Raw genomic sequence first — 23,956 nt, 5'->3', positions numbered from 1 at the left:
ATACAAATTATAACGCTTTTACAGATAAAACAATATGGCACAATCGGATTCTTTATTTTACCTGTAAATTTTTGTTTTTTTTAAACCGGTTCACTTACTTTAATTATTCTGCCGGGGTTACCCACAACTATAGCATAATCAGGCACATCGCGAATAATAACAGCCCCTGCTCCTATTGTCACCCATTTACCGATGCTGATATTTTGTATTACACAGGCCCCTATGCCTATTTGCGTGCCCTCACCTACCCGTACATTTCCGGCCAGCGCAGCATTGGGCGATATATGAACAAAATCACCAACCGCGCAATCATGATCAACCGAGCAATTCGTATTAAGTATAACATGATTTCCGATGCGTGTATGAATGTTTACCGAAACATTCGGCATCACCACATTACCTATACCCATTTCACTTCGTTGCGAAATTACCGATGAAGGATGAATGGCATTGGTAAATTTTACCTGCTTCAATTTTGCTGCTACCGCTTTGCGTATGCGATTGTTGCCAATGCAAATAATCAATTGATTACTGGCCGTTACGCCGGCTGCCTGCAACGAATTGAATACAGGATATTCGAGTAAAGATGTAACGTGTGGGTTATCGTCAATTAAGGCATGCGGGTTGCGCTGTTGCGCTTCGAGAATCTCACAAATCACTTTTGCATGCCCGCTGGCACCATACAAAAAAATCGGGTTGGTATTCGACATAATTTAAGACTCATCAATTCGCGCAATAAAAGTACATCATTTATAGCTGACCTCATTTTATTTAAACACGAATTGCTATATAGGGGTAATTGCATAGCGCTGATGCAACTGCCATTTATTATAAGTTAACTACAAATAATTACCGGCAAAATAAATGCTGTGCCTGTTCATCCGGCAATCCGGTAAAAACGACCCTGCTTACGTGGAGCAGATTCATCGGCAAAATCATATTTCTCCTCATCATTTTCACCGGTGGGCACTGAGTAATCAAAGCTTCCCGGCAAAATCATTACCGGAAACAAAAAGGTATTTATGAAAGTTTTTACCGGCCTCAGCTCTTTTACCGATGCAATAACAGCATCTGTAACGGTTTTACATTGGTCATTGGTAAGCTGAGGGTATATAGGCAGTGAAATTTCGTTTTTGTACATGTTATAGGAAACCGGATACTCATCTATTTTATATCCATTGTCTTTAAACACAGTAAGCATGGGCAGCGGCGTAAAATGCACATTCACCGTAACCGACTTGTTGGCAATTTTTTCAATGATCATATTGCGCTGTTGCTCATCAATATTTTTTATGCGCAATGGATACAGATGGTACGATGAGTGATATTCTTCTTTTTGATATGGCGGACAAATAGCCCACTCGTATCGGGCAAAAACACGGCTATAAAAATCGAACACCCTTTTTCTTTCGATCAGCAATAAAGATTTATATTTTTTGAACTGTGCCAGCGCTACTGCCGCCAGTACATCGGGCATATTCATTTTATAACCGGGATAAACCACATCATATTGCCAGCCGCCCGCTTTGGCTTTTGTAAAAGCATCTTTCGTTTGGCCATTTAAGCTCCATATGCGAAGCGTGTTATACGTTTCCTGATTACAGAATGGTGCAGGCAGGTTTAATATAATAATTCCACCTTCGGCAGATGTTATATTTTTTACTGCATGCAAAGAAAAAACAGTTATATCTGCACAGGCGCCAATAGGTTTGTTTTTATAAACTGCACCAAGCGCATGGGCCGCATCGTCCATCACCAGTATACGGCCAAGTTGTTTTTGTGCATTTGACGCAGGCCTGAATTTTAGTTTAACTTCTTCGCTGTTTACGATGCGGTAAATGTCATCGTAATCGCATGGCCATCCGCCAAAATCAACTGCAATAATGGCTTTTGTTTTTTCGGTGATGGCCTGCTGAATTTTTTCACAGCTGATGTTAAAATCATTGCCAACATCAACCATAACCGGTTTTGCACCTACATGCATAACCGCAAGCGCGGTAGCGCAATAGGTATAGGCAGGCACTATTACTTCGTCGCCTTTGGTAATGCCAAACCAGTGCAGCATAAGTATCATGCCCGATGTAGCCGAGTTAACAGCCAACGCATTCTTAACATGGCAAAACTCAGCCATTTCATTTTCAAGCTGTCGTGTTGCCGGCCCGGTCGTAAGCCAGCCACTTTGAAGTATAGAAGTGACTTCCCTGATGATATCATCATCAATGTAAGGTGGAGAAAAACGAATCATAGCGGGGTTTCTTAGGGTTTATAATTACCAAACTTACTTAATTAAAGAAGCCCCTTATTGAAAAAAAGCCCTCTATTTATTCAGCCAATCCGGTAGTTATAAACAGGTTTTAATGTAATGGTATTTTTGATTAGTTGCCGGTAAACTTTTGCATGGTAACATGGCCCTGTTGACTTATTCCCTCGCTTTTAACCACTTTCATCAACGTAAAAAAAATAATCTTACAGTCTAACCGAAAATCCAGATGGTCAACATACCAAACATCCAGTTCAAACTTTTCATTCCAGCCTATGGCATTGCGGCCGTTTACCTGAGCCCAGCCCGTAATACCGGGCCGCACTTCGTGCCTCCGTTTTTGTGTTTCGTTATACAAAGGCAGGTATTCAACCAGTAAAGGACGCGGACCGATCAAACTCATTTCGCTTTTTATAACATTGATCAGTTGCGGAATTTCATCGAGCGATGTTTTGCGTATAAAACTGCCAATACCTGTTAACCGGTCGGCATCGGGCAACAAGTTCCCTGCATCATCTTTACGGTCGTTCATTGTTTTGAACTTAACCAGTTTGAATATGCGCCCATTTTTTCCGGGGCGGGCCTGCACAAAAAACGGACTTCCCTGGTTGGCCACAAACAGCAAGGCTGTTATAATTAAAAACAATGGCAACAATAAACAAAACGCCACCAGGCTTACTATAAAATCAACTATTCTTTTAAAAAAATTACGATACAAATGCATGTTCTTTTAACTGGTCGTTATATTCTTTTAATAACAATTCCCAAATGTATTGCTGTTCGTAGCGGGCGGTGATCATTTTACGGGCATTGTTCTGTAAAGTTAAATATAAAGCCCGGTCGGTCATAAGCATTTCCATAGCCTTTTGCAGCTCATATACTTTTTTAACCGGAATGATCAAACCGTTCTTTCCGTGCTCAATGATTTCATTACAGCCATTGATATCGGTTACTATTGATGGCAGATCGAAACAGCCGGCCTGCATAGGCACATTGGGAAATCCTTCGCGATAAGAAGGAAACGCCAATGCATTACTGATCATAAGGTATGGCCTGATATCGTGCTGAAAACCTGCGTGTATGATCAACGCATCTGTTTCAATTATTTGTCGTGTTTCAGGTGATAAAGGATCTCGCTCGGGTTCATACGGACCAACCAGCAACAATTTAATTTGCGGATGCTTTTGCTTTAACTGGCTAAACGCTTCAACCAGTTCTTCAATTCCTTTATCTTTTACCAGCCGGCCAACAAATACAAACACAAAATCACTGCCGGTTAATCCAAATTGTTTTTTTAATTCACAGGCTGTTTTAGACAGTTCTTCATTCGGTTCAAAAAAGTGTGTATTGATGCCGTTGCTGCTACCGTTACCAAGCACCTTCATTTTTTTCGACTTACAAAAACTGTTTTGTACAATAAAATCGGCCAGGTGTTTCGAATTGGGGTATACGCCGGTTGCACAACTGTAAGTAAGGCGTTCTATTACATTCAGTATACTTCTTTTTACACCCGAATGCTCCATTAACGGCAACCCGGCCACCGTATGCAAACGTATGGGAACGCCTGCCAAACGGCCGGCGATCATACCCAGCAAACCAGCTTTTGGTGTATGAGTATGAATGATGGCAGGTTTTTCTTTTTTTAATAACCTGTACAACTTCCACAATGCCTTAACATCTTTAACAGGAGTAATGGCACGGGTCATTTGAACAGGCGCCGTTCTTACACCTTCACGAATACCTACCTGTTCCAATATTTTTTCGGGCGATGATACCGCCAGCACTTCAAAATGATTCGACATGTACCGCAGCTGATCTTTCAGCAACACACTTAACGACACCGGAACGGTGGTTATACGGATCAGTTTAAGGGGCTTCATGTTTTATAATTTAATTACGATACAGGGTACACTTTACAGAAAAACTTATCTTTATAAAGTTGGCAGCTGGCAATGGCAAATTGCCATACAGCTACGAGGATTAACACTAAACAACTAATATGCAAATACGACCAGCTAACCCGCAAGACAAACCGGCCATGATTGAGCTGCTGAAAAAATCCCTGGGCGAAGGATTAATTCCGAAATCAGAAGCCTTGTGGGCATGGAAACATGAACAAAATCCGTTTGGCGCTTCTTTTGTACTGCTGGCCGAAGAAAACAATACACTCATCGGTTTACGGGCATTTATGCAATGGCAGTGGCAATGGAAAGGAACTGTATACAAAGCCATTCGTGCCGTTGATACCGCCACACACCCCGATCACCAGGGAAAAGGCATCTTCAAAAAATTGACCCTGCAGCAGATAGAACTTTGCAAACAGCAGGGCATTCACTTTGTTTTTAATACACCCAACGACCAAAGCCGCCCGGGTTATTTAAAAATGGGCTGGGTACAGCAGGGGCGAATGCCATTAAAGCTAAAAATACTGAACCCGATATTACTGGGACTTAACCTTGCATTAAAAAAAGGAAAAACAATGTCAACTTCCGACGACCCTACCCCATTGCAGCAATGGGACCCCAGAGTATTTGAACTAACGGATAATTATGTTCCGCAAACCGACCTGCTAAACACCGTATTATCATCTGCGTATATCCGGTGGCGCTATGCCGACAATCCTTTATTCCGTTATGTTTATTTTACCGATTATGAAAGCTTTTTACTCATCGGCCGCATTAAGCCACATTCTTTCACCAAAGAGTTGCGCCTGGTAGACTTTATGTTCTTAAACAATTCATCAACAAACAGGCGCATTAACTCCCGGCTAAGCAAGTTGGTTATTCCGTTCTGCAAAAACAATAAGGTACAGGTCGTTTCATTTTCAGGTCAGCAGTATCAATCATACAAATCACATCTTAACTGGATGGGCATGTTGCCTGTTCAAAATCGTGGCCCCATTGTTACATTAAGAGACTTAAATATGAATGAACGATTTCCTGAATTATTGGACATTAAAAACTGGGGCTATTCTTTAGGCGACATGGAGCTGTTTTAAAAACAGCCTATCGCCTCATTTTGAGATTTAGGGATTTTGGGATTTAGAGATTTGATTCGGTGATACCGTATCAGGAAATCTCAAAATCCCGAAATCGCAAAATCAGAAATTTTTATTTCGCGGCTTTCCTGCTTCCCGCATAAATGATCAACATACTCACCCATATTCCAGCTTGTCATGCCATACCTCTCTTTACATTTTTTATAGTGCTGCAACAGAATTTTCAGGTTATTTAAATTCTGCTCAGGATAATCACCAAAATTTTCGGGGTGCCACCATAAATGGTAAACTTCTTTACGGGCAGCGGCAGAACGTAATTCCTGGCACAAACGTCTTAACTGCATTTTATTGGCGAACTCATATTTCGGTTGCCAGGGACGCATAAAACGACTGGCCGGCAATTGCAGCGGTTCACCAGGTACAACGGGAATGCTGCTTAAAGGATAAGTGGTTCTTATTGTACCCACCTGAATATAGGCATCGGCTGTGCGGAATATGCGACGCAGCCAGGTGGCGCCGCCATCGGCTACCGGCTTCCAGAACCAGCCTGAAGGATTTGAACGAACGGCTTTGATGCCATTATCGTAACATACTTTCATGTATTGGGGATTCACCTGGTTACGGGGAAACACCAGCGAACGCAGTTCGGTGTTGAACTTTGCAGCTGATTTGCGAACCGACTTCAGATCGGCATCAAAAGCAAGCTGCTCTCTTTGCTGTTCAAGACAATAATAATGACTGAACGTGTGCGTACCCAATTCCTGACCGGGGTATTGCATAATCATCTGCACTTCTTCGGGGCAAAAATGCGCCCAGCGATATTCTTCAGGCAAACCATGTTTACGCATCCATTTATAAGGTGAATATCTTTCTTCGGCATAATCGGGTTCAATGGCCGGTCTGAACTGCTCCCACTCCTGCTGGTTATTGGCAAACAAGCTGCCCACAGTAGCCCAGGTTACATGCACATCGTACTCAGCAAACAATTCGAGCATTTGCGGAATGATGCGTAATGTATTTTTATAACACGCTTCCCGGGCCTCCCGGTTTCTTTTATCAAACACACCCCAGTGCAATTCAAAATCCAGCGAAATGGTGAAAATACCTTGCATATAATAAGTTGTAAGTTCTAAGTTTTAAGTTCTAAGTCCTGAGTGCCTGTGTTCTTAATTCTGCATGCCCTGCCCGCTCCCGATAGCAATTGGCACCTACCACACCCTACTCACTTTCCATTGTCTGTTGCCTATTGCCCACTGTCTGTATTACTCACTGCCAGTTTTAATTTTCCGGTTACCGGCGCAGGCATATTGCGGCGTTGTAGCATCCGCTCCTTTTTCATTACCTGCAAATGTTTTTTATAATCAAGAAAGCAGATGATCACAAAAAGCAAAAAATACATGATCATACTCTTTTGCCGGATGATAATACCCATGTTCGACATGGTAGATGATAAAGCAAAAGATGTGGCCAGAAACGATACCGCACTTGTTTTTACTAAAGCCGACCCCGTACGTAAAAATTTTAAAAACCCTTTCTGAAACAATTTGCCGGTTAAATACAGATACAACATATTTTCAAACGAAACCACCAGCCCCATAGCACCGGGTGAATCAACAAAAAGCGGGCGGAACCAGAAAGTAAACAGCTTCAGCCATAACGGGTAATTTGAAATATCAATGCCTGAGCCCGCACTTTTTGATAACTCGTATGAACGCACTGCCGAAAACTGGTTAAAACTTTGTATCAGGTTGTCGCCATCGAGTTTTGAAAAGGCCATGATCTTATCGTACAACAGCACCATGGCAGCCACACTGCCTCCAAATACCAGTATTTTCTGGTACAAAGGAACTTTTTGACGCCCTGTAAATAATCCGACTACAATTCCCACCCCCATAAATAAAAACACGTGTGGCCGTACATGATAGATTATCAGCAAACCGAATATCAAAGGAATTTTACGAGTCTTTAACTGGCTCAGGCCAAACATCACCAAACCAAGGCCTAAAAAAATGATCGATCCTTTTCCCAGCGAACCCGTCCAAAAGTGCATATTGGGTAAAAAGATCATAAGACCAACAAGGTCCATGCCCCACAGCTTATGCTTATACCTTATATTTTCTTTGAAATAAACATAAAAGCATACAAATCCCCAGTATCCCATCCAGGCAAACAGCACCATCATCATTTCGTACGAAAAGCCGAGGTAATTAATAAAGGGATAACCTACAAAATCAATGAAAGGCGTACCGGTTCCATAAGCACTGAACCAATCGGCATACTCTGTTTGTGGGCGCAGATAATAATCCTGCGAATCTGACCGCGAAAACAAAGCAAATACATAATAAACGAGCATAAAAAGCATATGAAACCAGTACAGGTTTTTCATCATACCAACCTGAAACCAGGGCAAACGCTTTTTTACATCCTGTAGCACCGGAATAGATGCCACAAAAAGCAGGACCATTAAAAAAATTCCACCAATCACGTTCCTGATTTTTATTTATTAATCAAATCATTATAAATCGTTTCCAGTTCAGCTACCATTTTTTTCATGCTGAACGAACTGATAACCGTTTCGCGTGCAGCCTGTTTCATGTTCGCCAGGTGTTGCGGTTGCTGCAGGTATTGCGATAAGCGTTTGGTCAATTGCATTGGCTCATCTACCGGCACCAGTATACCGTTTACACCATCTTTGATCACTTCGGCAATACCCCCGGCAGCAGTACAGGCAGGCACACAATTCATACTCATGGCTTCGAGCAACGCAATGGGCAACCCCTCAAATTCCGAACTCATCATAAACACATCCATGGCCTTAAAATAAGGACGGGTTTCAGTTTGCAAACCTGCAAAAAACACAAATCCTTCTGTTCCCAGCGCTTTTGCCTTTGCATGCACGTCATCGCGCAAAGGACCATCACCTACCAATATAAAATACGTGTTGGGATGTTTGGCATGCAGCGCGTGAGCAATTTCGAGCCAGGTGGTTAATCTTTTTTGCACGCGAAAAACACAGGTGATGCCAATTACAGTAGCATCGGCCGGTATATTCAGCTCTTTGCGAATATCTTTTTCAAGCGGAAAAGTGCGAGTGTACTTGGCTGTATCAGTTCCGTTTAACACCACCTGCACCTGCGGTTTTGCCTTACTATAATGCGTTTTTATTGATGTAGCCACTTCCTGCGATACGGCAATAACTTTTTGCTGACTCGAAAAACTTAGTTTATTTAAATAGTAAGTGGCTTTATGATAGCGTTCCCATTTATTATGCTCGGTGTATACCACCGGAACACCGGTGAGGCGGCCCACCAAACGGCCCGCCATACCTGCCCAGGGAAGATGACAATGAATTAACTGAATATTGTGTTTGCGCACATAGGCCACTATACGACGAACAGTTAATAATATGGCCGCATTGTTTTTGGCAGGAATACAAATTACCGTTCCGCCTTCTTTTTCAATTTCGGCTACCACCTGGTTTTTCCAGGGAAGAAAATATATATAATGAAACCTGAATTTATCTTTATCGTGCTGACGCAATGTTTCGGGCAGCAATATTTCTGCACCACCCCGGCCGAGCGATTTAATGATATGCAGCACCGGAATAGGCTCTGGCTGCTGATACGATTTCCGGATATAAGTTTTGTTCAAGGTAGTCATTCTTTAGTTTGTCAGGGGGTTCGCTTATGCAATTGATTTATACACTTCGATGAACTTCTTAGCAACAATTGTATTCAGATAATCCTGCATCACCAGCTGCCAGGCATTTTGAATCATCTGTTTATTAGCAGCTGTATCGGCAAGTGCTTCTGTTACATTATTCACAAACGCTTCTTCGTTGCCTTTTGCCACCAGACGGCCTGTTTTATTATTGATCACTATTTCGTGAATGCCGCCTACATCATATGCCACTACCGGGGTTTTGCAATAGAATGCTTCGAGCAGTACACCGGGCAATCCTTCAATGATGCTGGGCAGTAACAACACATCGGCATTTCGCATAAACTGCATGGCATCGTTTCTGAAACCATAAAATGTTACGTGCTGTTGTAACCCTTTTTGCTTTACCAGGTCTTCGATCTGCTGCTTCATGGGGCCGCTGCCCACGCAATGCAGGCTGGCCGAAGGTTGCTGCTGATGTATTTTTTCAAACATTTCAATCAGCCGCACATGATTTTTTTCGTAGGTAAAGCCGCCTACATGCAGTAAAGCCGGCCGTGAAGCTTGTTGTAACGGATTATTTTGCGCTTCATTTATATTCACTTTCTCAATACCAATGGGAACCGTTACTATATTGTTTTTAAATTTCGGAAACAGGCGAACAAAATCCGTTGCCGATGTATTGCTTACCGAAACTACTTTTTTTGCATGCCTGAAAAAGAACCCGTTCAGTAATTTAGCCGGTACGGTTTTTATATACAAGCTAATGGTGCTGGCGTTTCTGAATACGATCGGCTGCTTCCACCCGAAAAACAGTTTCGATAACGCCGCATACTTTAAGGTATCCCCTGCATTTGCCTGAACAACATCGGGCTTTTCTTCCTTTATTATCTGTGCCAGTTTTTTCCAGGCCTGCCAGTCGAACATGCGCCGTTTTGGTGAACCGTTCAGATGCATTGTTTCACCGCTAAAAAGCAATGGTGCACTACCCGGAAAAACAAACACTAAAATCGCTCTGTGCCCGGCTTCGTTAAGGTGTGTACACAATTGCGAGGCAAACACTTCTGCTCCCCGCAGTTGCGGTTTTTGAACAAGTTGAAGTATGATCAATTTTTATCAATAATCATGTTTAGTAAATAGTTTTCCAGCTTCTCTGCAATAGTCGTGAGCTCAAAATTTTTACGCGCATGTTCATTGGCTTTAACGGCCAGCGCATTGGCGGTGCTTACATTATTCTTATACCACAACAATGCCTGTGTAATGGCTGGTACTGAGCCCTTCTCAAACAAATAACCCGTTTTCAAATGAGTGATCACTTCTTTATTAACCTCAATATCGCTGGCCAAAACCGGCAAGCCTGCAAACATAGCCTCTACAATGGCGCCGCTGAAACCTTCGCTGTGCGAGGGAAAAACAAAACAATCGTACTGATTTATTAATTGCGGTACATCGTTACGACTACCCAATAAAACAACCTTGTTCTGTAATCCCAGATCGTTAATGAGCGCGGTTAAAGAAGCACGGGCCACGCCCTCGCCGGCAATATGCAAAACGGCACCGGGACAGGTTTTTAAAAACTCATTAAAGCCCAATATCAGATCGTTCTGGCCTTTTACCGGCACCAGGCGGCCTACATTTAAAAACCGAAGCGGCTTACCGGCATTTGTATGCGGCACTTCAAACCGAAACACTTTGCTATCGCGGCCGCGGTTTATTACTTCAATTTTATCGGCAGCTATATCCAGTGCGGCGCCGTTCGATTGTTTTACCACCTCCGAATTCGCCACAAAACCTTTGCAATAGCGGGCGGTTCTTTTGTTTGCCCATCTGAAAAACGAAACAGCTGCTTTTGCCTTCCACGAAAGCGCTGCATTATACGAACCTGAATACAAATCGCTTACGAAAGTGCCGATAACCGGAATGTGCGTAAAGCGGCTTACCATGCGCGTAACCAGCTCTGAGCGGGTTAAATAAGCTACCAGTATATCGGGCTGTTCTTTCTGTACTATGCTTTTTAATTGTTTATACGCCTGCCTGAACCCAAACTTTTTTTGCAAGCCTACCGAGTGCACCGTTATGCCATTATCGGTAAAGCGTTTTTTCAAAAGGGCGCCTGCATACAAATGGCAAACCACCGGAGTGATTTGATTGAACCTGATGACATTATTGAAAAGACTTTCTTCGGCCCCTCCTGTTTGAAGGGTGTCGATTACAAACAACACTTTAAAGCGGCCTTTTTTGTGGCTGTTGCCCGGCAACATCACAGCTGCTTTGTCATCGGCTGCAGGCGTAATGATCTCCATACTATGCAACGGTGCTTTGGTTATCATCTTCAAATTTTATAATAATGTTTTCGCCCTGGCAAAACATGGTGAAATCGCGGTCAGCAATGGCCCTGAAAAAAGCAGGTGTGCATCCGGGTTTATCGCCATCGTGCAATTCGATCATTATGCAGCGAACCTTAGGCAACCAATTCTTATAGTTATATGTAAACAATTCTTTTTCGGCGCCTTCAATATCTATTTTAAGAATATCGATTGTTGACAGCTGGTACTTTTCCACAATATCATTTACGGTAATGCCTGCTGTGGTTCCAACATCGTTTCCGGTAGCTTCTACAACTCTAAACGCATATTCACCGCGACCACCATCGAACAGGTTCAGGTTTTTATCTTCATACCAGATGGCATTGTTCAGGGGATGCACATTTTTGTAACCCGATAAATTTTTTACCATCAGGTCGTAATTATGTTTTTCGGGTTCCAGGGCAATCACCTGTGCATCGGGGTATTTTGTTTTAAAAAACACGGCCGACAAACCGATGTTTGCACCAAGATCAATCACTGTTTTTACCGGCTTACCGTTCAGGCCATTAAAATTATATTGCCCAAACGCCATTACCTGTTTAAAAACTTTAAAATCAGAAGAGCCTTTTCTAAGGTGCACTTTGCGGCCCTTCCACTTTACTTCAAATTCCGCTTCAGCAGTAGCGCCGGTTATGGCAAGTCCGATCAATAAGGATTTAATAATCCCGACTCTGTAAATAAAACGAAGCGTGGAAAAAATTCTTTTGTTCAAGGTTTTCTTATTCATCTGTTGGCTTTTTTAATCAGTAAATGTTAGTAGTCGGTTCAAAGGGGTTTATTTTACCGTAAAAGCCTTAATGCTGACGCAAAAAATACGCTCTACACAACCAATTGAGCTGTTTTAACAGGGTGATGTTTGCCGGTTTCGAATTTAAGGGTTGCCGGATCTAACGTTTTACCGCCAACGCCTTTAATACCATGCCATATGCCCAGCAACCTGAATTTAACACGCTTAAACCGGTCGGGGGCAAACAGCGCGGCTGTAATCAGCAGCTTGGTTTGCTGCAGGCTATAGCCTAATAAACCTATAAATGAAAAATGCTTTTTGATAATAAACGTATGGTTGCGGGCCGAATAGTAGCCTCGCCATAAAGTAGCGCGGGTAAATTGTCCGCCACCTCCGAGATACAGGCGGTTATCGGTGTGGTTTTTCAACACGCCTATTTTGTACCCTCTGCGCTGCATACGTACCGAATATTCATGATCGTCGCACATCATAAAAAACTCCTCACAAACAGGCCCGATTTTGCGAACCACATCTGCTTTTATAAGCGCGCCGTCGATCATGGCATAATCAACTTCCTGTAATTTAATGTCTTCGCTCACTGCCATTTTTCTGCCCATTTTAATATGCGCACCATGTAAACCAAGCATGGCGAAGTCGCTCTGCTGAATATTCTGAACAAGATCAGCCAGCGCGTTTTCGGCATAAAATGTATCATCATCCATCACCCAGAAGTAATCGAAGGAATTATTTGCAAGCCCGAAATTCATAGCTTCGGCAATTGCACCGGCCGATCCGGTATTGCTTTTCATAAAAATGCAATGAACGTTGTTGCGGCCATGCACCGTTTGCAGATATTCACGGGTGCCATCAGTACTGTTGTTATCAACTATAACTATAGCAGTTGGTTTCACCGTTTGGTCAACAATGTGCTGCAGGGCAGTTTTGAGGGTTTCGAGCCGGTTATACGTAACAATGATCGCACAAACACTATTATTCATGGGAGCCTTAACTTAAATAATTAAAAATGGTACCGGTAGCTATTACTGTTTATACATCCTGCTTAAACTATAATCACGTACCGCTTTGCAGGTGGTTCTGATAACAAGGGTACCATACCTGAACCCATATTTATAGCTCAGTAAACTTTTACCAAACGAAACGAATAAAACAGAAAAGAATGCAGAGTAATGCCGGTGCTTTTTCATAATGAACAACAAATTGCGGATGCTGTAATAATCTCTCCACAACACGCCTTCATCTTTCTTTTTGGTAACTACGCGTTTAACCTGTAACCGGTTCCATTTTTCACGAAGGCCCAAAAACAAACCGGTATGCACCAGTATCTTGTAACCGGCTGCTTTTTGCGAAAGATCAAAATCAAGATCTTCGAAGCCGAAGAATAATTTTTCCTCGGGCACAATACCATTCCTTATACACTGGCCATTTATAATTTTGATCATGCCTCCGCCAATAGTATCCACTTCAAGGTATTCACCCTGTTTCAGTTCTTCATTGGTGGTTCTTTTCAGCAAACCGGTCATTTTGTTCAGCTTATGGCCTACCACACCTACCTGGCCTACCTTTCCGTTATGGGTTTCTGCCAGCTGCAACAACTTTTCAAATGTATCTCCTGTATAAGGCGGATCATTATCATCGCCCCAGAAAATCCATTCATACCCTTCCTTTGCCAGCGTTTCGAGACCAATTTTTCCACCGCCGGCATAACCGGAATTATGCCCCACTTTCAGGTGAGCTACATTGGGAAACAACTGCTGCAGATTGTTCTTTGTATCGTCGTTGTCGTTATTATCAACGATCAGCAACTTATCGGGCGGCCTTGTTTGACCGAGAATTTTTTCGATCGTATCCATTAAAACGTCGGGCCGCTTAAAGGTCACTATAAAAGCAGCAAATTTTTTATCATTACTCATAAAAGGGAGAATTAAAAGATTGTTTATGGTTTGTGGTTTATGGTTTGTGGTTCTTTCGGTGAATCCTGCCGTAAAATTTTGATCCTGTTAAACAGTTAAGGTATTCATTTTAATAATGAATTTCCAAAGCGCGGCAGCAACTTCAAACTACAAACCAAAAACCAGAAACAAAGGATTTAGAAGCCCTGCAGCGATACCATTTTCTGAAAGCGCGACGATTTGTTCACCATTTCGTCGAAAGAACCGGAAGCGGTTACTTTTCCTTTCTCGAGTAAATAAATGGTATCGGCTTCTTTGATAGTGGATAAGCGGTGTGCTATGAGCACAATGGTATAGGTGCCACGTAACTGTTCAATATTTTCCTGGATGATTTTTTCAGTTTCTGAATCCAGCGCTGAGGTGGCCTCATCGAAGATCAGCACCTCGGTATTCTTATACAACTCTCGGGCTATTGATATACGCTGGCGCTGACCGCCTGAGATGAGTATACCGTTATCGCCCAACCGGGTTTGTTCTTTTTCGGGTAGGGCAGTCACAAAGGAGTTGAGCGAAGCCATTGCGAGCACATCTTCAAAACGTTTTTTGTTTTCGGGTGTAGGCTCGGCCCAGAAGGTGATGTTGTTAAAAATGGTATCATTAAACACTACCGGCTCCTGGGAAATATAACCTACTTTATCGCGATATGTATTCAGGTTATACTGGTCCATGGGTATATCATCAATATACAACTCGCCATTATCGGGCTTTATTAAACCGGCAATCATGTTCGCGAGCGTTGTTTTACCGGCGCCGCTTTCACCCACCAGCGCAATGGTAGATTTTTTGGGAATATTTATGCTGATTTCATCCAACACCTTCAGGCTGTCGTACGAAAGCGTCACGTTTCTTAACTGAATGTTACTTTGAATGGTTTTGAATTCAATGGGGCCATGTACTTCCTGTAAGGCAGCCATTTCTTTGGTAAGCGACATAACCGCATTGATACCACCGGTGTTTTCAACAAATCCCTGCCAGTAGTTTTGCGTCATTACCAAAAAACTAAGGGCGCGGTAAAACAATAATAAGCTTAAAATGATGCTGCCCAAACTGGCGCCCATCCAGTGCAACTGCATTAATATTACCAGCATTACTATGCTTACAATGATAGGCTCTTTAATACTGGTAGCAATGGCCGTCATATGACCAATCTTTCTGTTTAACGATTCGGCCTGGTTAATAACCGTTTTTAATTTACCGGCATACCGGTTAAAGGTATTGGTAGATTTAAGGTATTTGAAGTAGTGTGTGGTTTGAATAAGAAAGCTGTTAAAGTCGCTCCCCTTTTTTGAGAGTTCGTTACTGGCCCTCTTGGTAGTCTTATACAGGTTATTGTATATGAGATTAGATAAAACAGCGCCAAAACATACAAGCACGGCAAACTGGTAATTGGCCAAAAATGCCAGGAACATGTAGGTAAGCAGCATAACAGATGCCTGCGCCGCCGTAAAATAAAAACTAAATGACTGGAACAAACGCTGTACTTCGGTAGTGAGGGTATTTTGAATTTTACCCGCATCGATCTTTAAAAAAGCACTGTACGATAATCCTTCGAGGTTATTAACGAGGTTATACCTCACTTTTTTAATAAACCGTTCGCGCAGGCGTGCATAAAAGCTCATTTGGGTATATTTCAACACGCCTTTCAGCACAAATAACGTAACCAGCGACATCAGCACGGTGGTAACCGTTAATTCGAAACCCATTTTTTTAATCAGGTTTATGATATGCTGCAACTGGCCCAGCGACTCGTGGTCAGTCGATGCCGCCGTTTGCGAATGCCCATCACCCACTGCTTTCAACAGGGGGATAAACATTGCAAGGCCCATACCATCTAAAAAGCTGATAAGAACGCTCAGGCCCAGGAACAGCATCAGTTTGGGTCCCACGATGCTGTAATAAAATTTAAAATAGGTCCAGAAGTTGTTTTTAAGAGAGAATTTCATTGTGTGCTTGTTTTTACTGCAAAACAGTAAGGTTGTTGCAGGTTACAGCAGGGTATCCCCAGCTGCAACCCGCAGCGATCAATTCATTTGCTTATTGCTGTTACCCGGCGATCGATGATCCTCAGGCAATTTTCAATTTACTATCGTTGTTTTTCTTTTTCTTTTTCATTTTGCCCATCTGACCATATTCGTAGCCATAACCATATACATGCTGGAATCCGTAACCGGGTTTAATGCCATTGATGATTAAAGAAATATGGGGCAACTTCTGATCTTCGTGCAACTGGTTGATCAGTTTCAGTGAAGGACGAATGGAGAATTTATGACGAAGCACAAAGAATGAAATATCTGCCAGCTTACCAAGCGATAAGGCATCCGACACTGCTTCAACAGGCGGTGTATCCATAACCACGTAATCAAAATGCGCTCTCAGGTAATCGAACAACACTTTCATACGCGGATGCAATATGATCTCGCCCGGGTTCAGTGGTAACGGAGCACCGGCACTGATGAATGAAAGATTTTCCAGTTCGGGAACTGCTTTAAAAATTTCATCGATCTGCAACTCACCGCGTAAGAAGTTGGTAAGGCCGGCTGATTTTTTAAATCCTATACGCTCAGATAAACTCGGATTGCGCAGGTCGAACTCAAGCAATACCACTTTTTTACCGCCGATGGCCAATGAGCTGGCCAGGTTTAAGCTTACAAAACTTTTTCCTTCGCCGCTTACACTCGAAGTAACCATCAATACCTTTTGATCGGGGCCATATCCCATATAAGAGATATTGGTACGCAGTGTTCTGAACTGTTCAGCAATGGGCGATACCGTTTCTTCGGCAATCACCAGGTCGGTTTTGCTGTTATCGAGAATAATTTCACCGGCAATGGGCAACGATGTAACGGTTTGTACATCTTCACGTGTTTCGATCTTGTTGTTGAGCATAAATTTCACAACAACAACCACAACAGGCAACATAAGACCCAGTGCCAGCGCCATAACATAAATCATCATGGGTTTGGGATCAACGCTTTTGCTAATCTTCCAGTCGATTATGCGCGAACCGGCAATTCCGGCCGAAGCATATTCCATTTTCTTATCTTCTATCTTTTGCTGCAGGAAGGTATACAACGCATCCTTTACACCCAATACTCTGTTGGTTTGGTTTAAATCTTTTTCTTTTTCGGTCATACCCTGAAAACGTCCGGTGGCACTTTGTTCCTGTGTAGCAATAAAGTCATTGCTTGTTTTCAGTTGCTGGCGTATGCTGTTAATGCTTCGGAATATGCTGTTCTTTAACTCGGCCAGTGCGCCATTGATTTCAGGCAGCCTGATATCCTGTGCCGTACTGCGATCGAGAATTTCTTTTCTTCTTAAAACCAGTTTATTGTATTGATCAACAAAATTGCTTAAACCGGGATCAGCCAAAGCCGTTACGTTGGGAATGATCTGCTCCTGGCCGCTTTGTTCGCGTATATTACCTTCAACCTGGTTTAATATATTTTCCTTTAACAGGTTATCGCTTTTGCGGCCGTCGAGCGTTACCAGGTTACCCAATATCTGGTTGGCCGATGTAGGCACATCGTTTACCTTGTTAGATGATTTAAAGTCTTTTACCTTATTGGCCTGTTGCGCCAGTTCAGATGATACGGTTGCCAGCCGGTTTTCGAGAAATTCAATTTCGGTGCGAAGTGCTTTGCTTTTAAATTCAAAATTGGCTTCATCGTAATTGCGGAGCAGCACATCAACTATCTGCTTTGCTCTTTCAGGAATTTCGTCGCGCACCGATATCTGCAGCATGGCCAAACCTCCTTTGGGTACAGCAGTAGCTGAAATTCTTGACAAATACTTTGAAACAGCGCCCGCTTCGCCCGGTAAGTGCAACAGGTAGGTGCTCTTTTTAAGGGTTACCAATGGCTTGGGCTGAATGGTAATGGTATCGCCCTTAAAAACAAGGGGCTTGAAGAATATACCGCTTACCTGTTCTTTTTCGTGCTGCAGTTTAAAGCCGTTTTCGTTGATGAAAAGTTTGTACACAGGTGTATTTTCATCTACGTCGAAACGGCTAACATTAATGGTAAAGGGCAACGAGTCGATGTGAAGCGGCTTATCGAGCACTCTTCCTTTTGTCATTACCTCAATATCGAGGCGCAATGAATCGACTATCTTTTGCACCAGCGCAGCCGAAGTTAATTTGAATATTTCACTATTCAGGTCGGGCTGCGCGGTGGCGGCTGCGTTAGGGGCCTGGCCAAAAGCCGATCCCCCGAGTATATTTGAAGTTACTTCACCGGGCGATTTCACCTCAATAAAGGTGGCTACCTGGTACAAAGGCGTTGTATACCTTATGTACAACCAGGCTCCTGTTATAAAAACGCCGGCTGATAAAATAAGCCACAAGTAACTTTTGGCCAGTTTGGAAAAAAGTCGTTTCGCATCAAAACCTTTACTTTCTTCTGGTTCGTCAATATACTTCTGCTCCATAAATGAAAAGTTTATTTGGTGGTGTTACGAATGGTAAAGCCCAGCGTTATGGCCGAAAGCAGGATGGTGAACATCGAGGCAAACAAGCCTGATTCCTCTTTCAACAACGAACCCGAACGAGCCTGAACATATATTACATCATTGGGGCGCATTTGAAAAATATCAGGATCATTCAGTATGTTGGCTTTGCGCAGATCGAATTTACTGATGGTTCTTTTGCCGTCGTAATCGCGGTACAAATGCACATCGTACCGTTTTGCCGTGTGAGGCAAATCACCTGCAGCAGCCAGCGCCTCGAATAAAGTAGCATGTTGTGATGATATAACAAACGACCCGGGATTCTTTACTTCGCCAAGCACCGTTACTTTAAACGTATTAAAGTTTACTTCTACCAGCGGGTCTTTTAAAAACGGACTAACAATGCCGATTAATTTTTCTTTTGCCTGGCGGGTAGTTAATCCTGCCAGCTTCACTTTGCCTATCACCGGAATTTCTATTTCACCCTCAGGATCAACCACGTAATCACCGTTCGACGTTCCTGCTGAAACACCCACACCACCTAATGTAGCAGCCGCATTTAAACTGTGCTTATTAAAGAAAGCGGCCGACTCCTGATCTTTTACAATAAAGGAGATATCGAGCCTGTCGCCACGTTCAATGATGCGCTCCAGCGGAAGCATCGGCTTTAACTCATACGACTCGGAATTCGGCAAATCATTAAAATAATTTAATTTTTTGCCGGTACTGCATGAACTGGTAAGCACTAAAACAAATGCAAAACAAACAAGGATGAGGGTAGCAGGATTTATGTGGTTTCGATTCATTGTGGGTTTTATTTTTATAGTTACAGGTTTCAGGTTAAAGGTTACAGGAGGAGGTGTGCCACGTTTCGTTTAACGCGCCAGAGTAACCGTGGCACACCTTTCAACATGCAACCAGCAACTATATCATGAGGTAATTTTCGAATAGGATGACTGCCTGTACCACTCTACAGTCGTTTGTAATCCTTTTTGAATGCTAACGGCAGGCTCGTAACCGATGAGTTGTTTTGCTTTGTCTACATTGGCCAGGCTATGCCGAACATCGCCTTTTCTTTCTTCGCGATAGCGCGCCGGAATATCGATGCCTGTAATGTCGCAGATGTGTTTCCACAACTGGTTCAGCGTTGTTACATCTCCAACAGCAATGTTCACTACTTCGTGTTTATTAATATCCGGGGCAAACAAAGCTTTTATATTGGCCTGTACTGCATTTTCAACATAGGTAAAATCGCGGCTGGTAGTACCATCGCCATTAATGAACGGCGCTTCGTTTTTTAAAGCACCCTGAATAAATAACGGAATTACGGCAGCATAAGGCCCGCGCGGGTTTTGGCGTGGCCCGAATACATTGAAATAACGCAACCCTATAGTATGAAAATCGTAGGTGCGGCTAAACACCTGTGCGTACAATTCATTTACATATTTTGTTACGGCATACGGCGAAAGCGGATTGCCGATTTTATCTTCCACTTTCGGCAAACCGGGATGATCGCCATAGGTGCTTGAACTGGCGGCATACACCATTCTTTTTACACCAGCGTCGCGGGCCGCTACCAGCATGTTTAAAAATCCGCTTACGTTCACTTCATTGCTGGTAATGGGATCGTTTATGGAGCGAGGCACTGAACCCAGTGCAGCCTGGTGCAACACATAATCAATTCCCTGCATTGCATTACGGCAGGTTTCGAGATCGCGAATATCGCCTTCGATCAAACTAAATTCAGAGCGTGGCAACCAGTGTTCAATGTTTTCCATGGAACCAGTGCTGAAATTATCAAGCACACGCACTTTGCCTGCACCGTTCTGCATCAAATATTCAACAATATTCGATCCTATAAAACCGGCGCCTCCTGTAATCAGAAAGCTGCTCTGGCTGATATCCGTATTATGATATAATTGATTGTACATATTTAAAAATTACAAACGTGCATCCACTAAATCTTTGTTTAAATGAGCCTTTACATCGAACAGTACGCAATGATCGCTGCAGAGCTGCTTTATCGTTTCATAACTAAATTGCTTATGCGCAACAGCGAGTACTACAGCATCATACTTTTGCTTTTGTACATCGGGTAATTCCTGTACCGTATTAATCCCGTATTCGTGCATCACTTCGGTGGGGTTGGCCCATGGATCATACACATCTACCTGCACATGGTAGCTTTCCAAATGGCGAATGATATCTATTACTTTGGTATTGCGTACATCAGGACAATTTTCTTTAAACGTAATACCTAATACCAGCGCCTTACTGTTCGATACGGGAATGCTTTTCTTCACCATCAGTTTTATCACTTCACCGGCAACATAAGCCCCCATGCCATCATTCAATCTGCGTCCGGCAAGAATAATTTCAGGATGGTAGCCTACTTCCTGTGCTTTCTGCGCCAGGTAGTATGGGTCTACACCAATACAATGACCACCTACCAAACCTGGTTTGAATGGTAAAAAGTTCCATTTGGTTGCTGCGGCAGCCAATACTTCGTGTGTATCGATATTTAACAGGTTAAATATTTTCGCCAGCTCATTAATAAAGGCGATGTTGATATCGCGCTGTGCATTTTCAATTACTTTGGCAGCTTCTGCTACTTTTATCGAAGGAGCGAGGTGCGTGCCTGCTATTATAATGCTGGCGTATATTTCATTAACTGTTTTCGCAGCTTCAGGTGTAGAACCCGATGTTACTTTTTTAATTTTTGTAACGGTATGCTCTTTATCGCCGGGGTTGATACGTTCGGGAGAATATCCGGCAAAAAAATCTTTATTGAACCGAAGACCTGAAATTTTTTCCAGAACAGGTACGCATTCATCTTCGGTAACGCCGGGGTAAACCGTAGATTCATATATAACGATGTCGCCCTTTTTCAGCACTTTTCCAACTGTTTCGCTGGCCTTGATCAAAGGCGTTAAATCAGGACGGTTAAATCTGTCGACCGGAGTTGGAACTGTTACAATGAATATATTGGTCGATTTGATAGCATCCAGCTGATCGCTTACCCACAAGCCCTGTGCACAATCCTGTTTACTTTTTAATACCCCTGCCAATTGATCATTGCTTACTTCCAGCGTATGATCGTTTCCGGACTGCAATTCGGTTACCCGTTGTTTATTAATATCAAAACCAACTACAGGGTATTTTTTAGCAAATTCAACTGCCAGTGGTAATCCTACATAACCAAGTCCTATTACAGCTAATTGGTATTGCTTTGTCTCTTCCATTCAAAAATTCAGTTTATTGTTATAATATTTTTATTGTAAAGAACCCTTTGCCAAATTGCTTTTATCAATTGCCACTAAGGCAAATCCCAGCGAAGGCAGCAACACTTTTACCATTTTATTTTTTACTTCCTGCACCTGCCCTTTTTGCTGCATTAACGGGCCGCCTAAAATAGTAACCTCGTCATTTACATTCAAGTCAATTTTTTCAACAGTCACATGCTCATAATCTTTCAAAAATTGCTTTACAATTTCAATTTCCTCATCACGAATGATCGCCGGTTTGCCCCGAAAGGTAACAAAATTCAGCACCCCATCAGTTTGCAACACCGGTATGTGTGCTTTTGGCGCAAGCCGTACAAGCACGTATGATTTAAACAAAGGTTCCAGAACAATTTTTTTACGGTCGCTCCAGTTCCGTTCTATCTTTTGCAATGGGCAATAATGTTCAATTTGTTTATTGTTGAGCAAATCAGCCACTTTTTTCTCCCATCTCGGCTTTGTGTATAATGCGTACCAATGTAAATCTATATTCATGCTTTATTTATCCTGGTTTAGAAAAAAGCTCCCGCTTCCCTCAGTCACAGATCTACTGAGAATCAATATTTTACAAAACAATAATTCAGTTGCACGGTAACCTATATCACCATCTTTTCATCGTTCATCACGAGAAAACAGGATCGTAACAGGTTATTGGTCCTTAGCACAAACGGTACATTACACAGGTAAATAGTAAACAGGGGCTATTCGAAGGATTCGATTGGTCAGAGGCATTCGAAGGAAATCGGTAAGGGGGTGATTCGAAAGGAAAATCGGGTAACGATCGGTGATTCAGAGGATGTTTGGAAGCATCGGAGGTTATTGAAGACGCTCAAAAGTAGAAAGATTTTTGAAATTATGCAATAAGAGTCAATGAATTTATTATACCATAATGTGGGTACCCGGCAAACAAGTCAATGGTATTTAATAAAAAATAGATGGTGATCAAGTGGCAGTAAGCAGTTATACGTATTCATATATTTGTAATGTGTTTTTAAAAAATTAATTTCTCCCGCAAAAAACAATTCCAAAGCAGCAGCACTTTGGAATTGTTTTTTCAACTTCTTATTGGTTACAACTTACTTCATGGAACGGCTAATGCCCAGCTCAAGTCCGCGTAATTCAGCCAGTCCGCGCAAACGACCAATGGCCGAATAACCGGGATTTGTTTTTTTCTTCAGGTCATCCAGCATCTGGTGACCATGATCGGGTCGCATGGGCAATGCAATTTGCCGCTGCTGCATCACTTTTATCAGGTTTTTTACCACATTGTACATATCCACATCGCCTTCGAGGTGATTGGCTTCATAAAAATTTCCATCGGCATCGCGCTGCGTGCTGCGCAGGTGAATGAAATTAATGCGGCTGCCAAATTGCAGCACCATCGCAGGCAGGTCGTTATCGGCCCTAACCCCAAATGAACCGGTGCAAAAGCACAAACCATTACTGGCATTGGGCGCCGATTCGAATAATTTCTGAACCTGTTCGGCCGTGCTCACCACACGTGGCAAACCAAATATAGGATAGGGAGGATCATCGGGATGAATCACCAGCTTTACGCCTACTTCATCGGCTACCGGCGATATCTGTTGTAAAAATTCAATCAGGTGTTGCTGCAGTTTATTGGCATCAATACCTGCATAGGTATCTAATGCTGCCTGAAACTGTTGCAGGCTGAAGCTTTCTTCGCTGCCCGGCAAACCGGCGATGACATTTCGCTGTAACAACAGCTTTTCATCTTCACTCATACCGGCAAGCCGTTGTTTTGCTTTAGCAAGCTCATCGGCCGTGTATTCTTTTTCGGCGCCGGGACGTTTCAGCATATACACATCAAAAGCAACCAGCGCTGCTTTTTCGAACCGAAGGGCTTTACTGCCATCTTCTACAGTGTACGACAAATCGGTACGCGTCCAGTCGAGCACCGGCATAAAATTGTAGGTAACTATATAAATACCGCAGACCGCCAGGTTGCGCAAACTTTCGACATAATTGGCAATATATTCTTTATACCGGCCTTTTTGTGTTTTGATATCTTCATGCACCGGCACACTTTCAACCACCGACCAAGTTAAACCGGCGGCTTCGATAATGTTTTTACGTTGTATGATCTCTTCTTTTGTCCATATGGCGCCATTAGGTATATGATGCAGGGCCGATACAACACCTGTACAACCGGCCTGCCTGATATCGGCAAGGCTAACCGGGTCTGAAGGTCCGAACCACCGCATTGTTTGCTCAAATTGATACATAACTG

The 23,956-nt window shown here is 42.8% G+C and carries 20 protein-coding genes; 1 reads left to right on the top strand and 19 read right to left on the bottom strand.

Features of this window, described 5'->3' with window-relative positions:
* Nucleotides 1–80: 80 nt before the first annotated feature.
* The 4 genes from AC59IL_RS33090 to AC59IL_RS33075 all read right to left on the bottom strand — a co-directional run bounded on the left by AC59IL_RS33090 (nucleotide 81) and on the right by AC59IL_RS33075 (nucleotide 4,140).
* Nucleotides 81–710, bottom strand: a complete 630-nt coding sequence (locus tag AC59IL_RS33090; protein ID WP_496556539.1) for an acetyltransferase — start codon at nucleotides 708–710, stop codon at nucleotides 81–83.
* A 167-nt stretch (nucleotides 711–877) separates the two neighbouring features.
* Nucleotides 878–2,245, bottom strand: a complete 1,368-nt coding sequence (locus AC59IL_RS33085) for a DegT/DnrJ/EryC1/StrS family aminotransferase (RefSeq protein ID WP_496556538.1) — start codon at nucleotides 2,243–2,245, stop codon at nucleotides 878–880.
* Nucleotides 2,246–2,375: 130 nt separating this feature from the next.
* Nucleotides 2,376–2,984 carry a sugar transferase gene (locus tag AC59IL_RS33080; RefSeq protein ID WP_496556537.1) on the bottom strand — a complete coding sequence of 203 codons (609 nt, stop codon included), beginning with the start codon at nucleotides 2,982–2,984 and terminating at the stop codon, nucleotides 2,376–2,378.
* Nucleotides 2,968–4,140 carry a glycosyltransferase family 4 protein gene (locus AC59IL_RS33075; protein ID WP_496556536.1) on the bottom strand — a complete coding sequence of 391 codons (1,173 nt, stop codon included), beginning with the start codon at nucleotides 4,138–4,140 and terminating at the stop codon, nucleotides 2,968–2,970. The genes AC59IL_RS33080 and AC59IL_RS33075 overlap by 17 nt, the downstream gene beginning before the upstream one ends.
* A gap of 119 nt (nucleotides 4,141–4,259) precedes the next feature.
* Between AC59IL_RS33075 and AC59IL_RS33070 the strand changes: the two genes are divergently transcribed.
* A complete protein-coding gene (locus tag AC59IL_RS33070) occupies nucleotides 4,260–5,258 on the top strand; it encodes a GNAT family N-acetyltransferase (RefSeq protein ID WP_496556535.1) in 999 nt (332 codons plus the stop codon).
* A gap of 80 nt (nucleotides 5,259–5,338) precedes the next feature.
* Here the strand turns inward: AC59IL_RS33070 and AC59IL_RS33065 are convergent, their stop codons facing one another.
* The 15 genes from AC59IL_RS33065 to uxuA form a co-directional block, all read right to left on the bottom strand.
* Complete coding sequence (locus AC59IL_RS33065) at nucleotides 5,339–6,370, bottom strand: polysaccharide deacetylase family protein (protein WP_496556534.1); 1,032 nt, start codon at nucleotides 6,368–6,370, stop codon at nucleotides 5,339–5,341.
* 131 nt (nucleotides 6,371–6,501) lie between these two features.
* The gene (locus AC59IL_RS33060) at nucleotides 6,502–7,743 is read right to left on the bottom strand and encodes a hypothetical protein (protein ID WP_496556533.1); all 1,242 of its coding nucleotides are present in this window, start codon (nucleotides 7,741–7,743) and stop codon (nucleotides 6,502–6,504) included.
* 11 nt (nucleotides 7,744–7,754) lie between these two features.
* Nucleotides 7,755–8,918 carry a glycosyltransferase gene (locus AC59IL_RS33055; protein WP_496556532.1) on the bottom strand — a complete coding sequence of 388 codons (1,164 nt, stop codon included), beginning with the start codon at nucleotides 8,916–8,918 and terminating at the stop codon, nucleotides 7,755–7,757.
* Nucleotides 8,919–8,942: 24 nt separating this feature from the next.
* Nucleotides 8,943–10,028: a glycosyltransferase family 4 protein gene (locus AC59IL_RS33050; RefSeq protein WP_496556531.1), complete on the bottom strand. Its 1,086-nt coding sequence runs from the start codon at nucleotides 10,026–10,028 to the stop codon at nucleotides 8,943–8,945.
* Nucleotides 10,025–11,248 (bottom strand): glycosyltransferase family 4 protein, encoded by a 1,224-nt coding sequence (locus tag AC59IL_RS33045; protein ID WP_496556530.1) that lies wholly within the window; start codon nucleotides 11,246–11,248, stop codon nucleotides 10,025–10,027. Before AC59IL_RS33045 ends, AC59IL_RS33050 begins: the two co-directional genes overlap by 4 nt.
* Entirely contained in the window at nucleotides 11,223–12,011 is a 789-nt protein-coding gene (locus AC59IL_RS33040) for an FkbM family methyltransferase (protein ID WP_496556529.1), read from the bottom strand. Before AC59IL_RS33040 ends, AC59IL_RS33045 begins: the two co-directional genes overlap by 26 nt.
* A gap of 92 nt (nucleotides 12,012–12,103) precedes the next feature.
* The gene (locus tag AC59IL_RS33035; protein ID WP_496556528.1) at nucleotides 12,104–13,009 is read right to left on the bottom strand and encodes a glycosyltransferase; all 906 of its coding nucleotides are present in this window, start codon (nucleotides 13,007–13,009) and stop codon (nucleotides 12,104–12,106) included.
* Between the two features lie 42 nt (nucleotides 13,010–13,051).
* Nucleotides 13,052–13,942, bottom strand: coding sequence for a glycosyltransferase (locus tag AC59IL_RS33030; RefSeq protein WP_496556527.1), 891 nt, complete (start codon nucleotides 13,940–13,942; stop codon nucleotides 13,052–13,054).
* 176 nt (nucleotides 13,943–14,118) lie between these two features.
* Nucleotides 14,119–15,924, bottom strand: coding sequence for an ABC transporter ATP-binding protein (locus AC59IL_RS33025; protein ID WP_496556526.1), 1,806 nt, complete (start codon nucleotides 15,922–15,924; stop codon nucleotides 14,119–14,121).
* 121 nt (nucleotides 15,925–16,045) lie between these two features.
* The gene (locus AC59IL_RS33020; protein WP_496556525.1) at nucleotides 16,046–18,406 is read right to left on the bottom strand and encodes a GumC family protein; all 2,361 of its coding nucleotides are present in this window, start codon (nucleotides 18,404–18,406) and stop codon (nucleotides 16,046–16,048) included.
* 11 nt (nucleotides 18,407–18,417) lie between these two features.
* On the bottom strand, nucleotides 18,418–19,230 hold the full coding sequence (locus AC59IL_RS33015; protein WP_496556524.1) for a polysaccharide biosynthesis/export family protein: 813 nt from the start codon (nucleotides 19,228–19,230) through the stop codon (nucleotides 18,418–18,420).
* Between the two features lie 123 nt (nucleotides 19,231–19,353).
* A complete protein-coding gene (locus AC59IL_RS33010) occupies nucleotides 19,354–20,355 on the bottom strand; it encodes an SDR family oxidoreductase (RefSeq protein WP_496556523.1) in 1,002 nt (333 codons plus the stop codon).
* A gap of 9 nt (nucleotides 20,356–20,364) precedes the next feature.
* Complete coding sequence (locus AC59IL_RS33005; protein ID WP_496556522.1) at nucleotides 20,365–21,666, bottom strand: nucleotide sugar dehydrogenase; 1,302 nt, start codon at nucleotides 21,664–21,666, stop codon at nucleotides 20,365–20,367.
* A gap of 30 nt (nucleotides 21,667–21,696) precedes the next feature.
* Complete coding sequence (gene nusG, locus AC59IL_RS33000) at nucleotides 21,697–22,200, bottom strand: transcription termination/antitermination protein NusG (RefSeq protein ID WP_496556521.1); 504 nt, start codon at nucleotides 22,198–22,200, stop codon at nucleotides 21,697–21,699.
* 581 nt (nucleotides 22,201–22,781) lie between these two features.
* Entirely contained in the window at nucleotides 22,782–23,951 is a 1,170-nt protein-coding gene (gene uxuA / locus AC59IL_RS32995) for a mannonate dehydratase (RefSeq protein ID WP_496556520.1), read from the bottom strand.
* Nucleotides 23,952–23,956 lie beyond the last annotated feature (5 nt).

It is taken from the genome of Niastella sp. sgz303648, assembly GCF_059587045.1.
This window is presented reverse-complemented; position numbering and strand designations above follow the sequence as displayed.

What these genes read in the sequence shown, in the direction of transcription:
- AC59IL_RS33075 (WP_496556536.1), bottom strand. Translation starts at nt 4,140, where the DNA reads ATGAAGCCCCTTAAACTGATCCGTATAACCACCGTTCCGGTGTCGTTA.
- AC59IL_RS33065 (WP_496556534.1), bottom strand. Translation starts at nt 6,370, where the DNA reads ATGCAAGGTATTTTCACCATTTCGCTGGATTTTGAATTGCACTGGGGT.
- AC59IL_RS33025 (WP_496556526.1), bottom strand. Translation starts at nt 15,924, where the DNA reads ATGAAATTCTCTCTTAAAAACAACTTCTGGACCTATTTTAAATTTTAT.
- AC59IL_RS33015 (WP_496556524.1), bottom strand. Translation starts at nt 19,230, where the DNA reads ATGAATCGAAACCACATAAATCCTGCTACCCTCATCCTTGTTTGTTTT.
- uxuA (WP_496556520.1), bottom strand. Translation starts at nt 23,951, where the DNA reads ATGTATCAATTTGAGCAAACAATGCGGTGGTTCGGACCTTCAGACCCG.
- AC59IL_RS33090 (WP_496556539.1), bottom strand. Translation starts at nt 710, where the DNA reads ATGTCGAATACCAACCCGATTTTTTTGTATGGTGCCAGCGGGCATGCA.
- AC59IL_RS33085 (WP_496556538.1), bottom strand. Translation starts at nt 2,245, where the DNA reads ATGATTCGTTTTTCTCCACCTTACATTGATGATGATATCATCAGGGAA.
- AC59IL_RS33010 (WP_496556523.1), bottom strand. Translation starts at nt 20,355, where the DNA reads ATGTACAATCAATTATATCATAATACGGATATCAGCCAGAGCAGCTTT.
- AC59IL_RS33045 (WP_496556530.1), bottom strand. Translation starts at nt 11,248, where the DNA reads ATGATAACCAAAGCACCGTTGCATAGTATGGAGATCATTACGCCTGCA.
- nusG (WP_496556521.1), bottom strand. Translation starts at nt 22,200, where the DNA reads ATGAATATAGATTTACATTGGTACGCATTATACACAAAGCCGAGATGG.
- AC59IL_RS33020 (WP_496556525.1), bottom strand. Translation starts at nt 18,406, where the DNA reads ATGGAGCAGAAGTATATTGACGAACCAGAAGAAAGTAAAGGTTTTGAT.
- AC59IL_RS33005 (WP_496556522.1), bottom strand. Translation starts at nt 21,666, where the DNA reads ATGGAAGAGACAAAGCAATACCAATTAGCTGTAATAGGACTTGGTTAT.
- AC59IL_RS33070 (WP_496556535.1), top strand. Translation starts at nt 4,260, where the DNA reads ATGCAAATACGACCAGCTAACCCGCAAGACAAACCGGCCATGATTGAG.
- AC59IL_RS33080 (WP_496556537.1), bottom strand. Translation starts at nt 2,984, where the DNA reads ATGCATTTGTATCGTAATTTTTTTAAAAGAATAGTTGATTTTATAGTA.
- AC59IL_RS33030 (WP_496556527.1), bottom strand. Translation starts at nt 13,942, where the DNA reads ATGAGTAATGATAAAAAATTTGCTGCTTTTATAGTGACCTTTAAGCGG.
- AC59IL_RS33055 (WP_496556532.1), bottom strand. Translation starts at nt 8,918, where the DNA reads ATGACTACCTTGAACAAAACTTATATCCGGAAATCGTATCAGCAGCCA.
- AC59IL_RS33040 (WP_496556529.1), bottom strand. Translation starts at nt 12,011, where the DNA reads ATGAATAAGAAAACCTTGAACAAAAGAATTTTTTCCACGCTTCGTTTT.
- AC59IL_RS33035 (WP_496556528.1), bottom strand. Translation starts at nt 13,009, where the DNA reads ATGAATAATAGTGTTTGTGCGATCATTGTTACGTATAACCGGCTCGAA.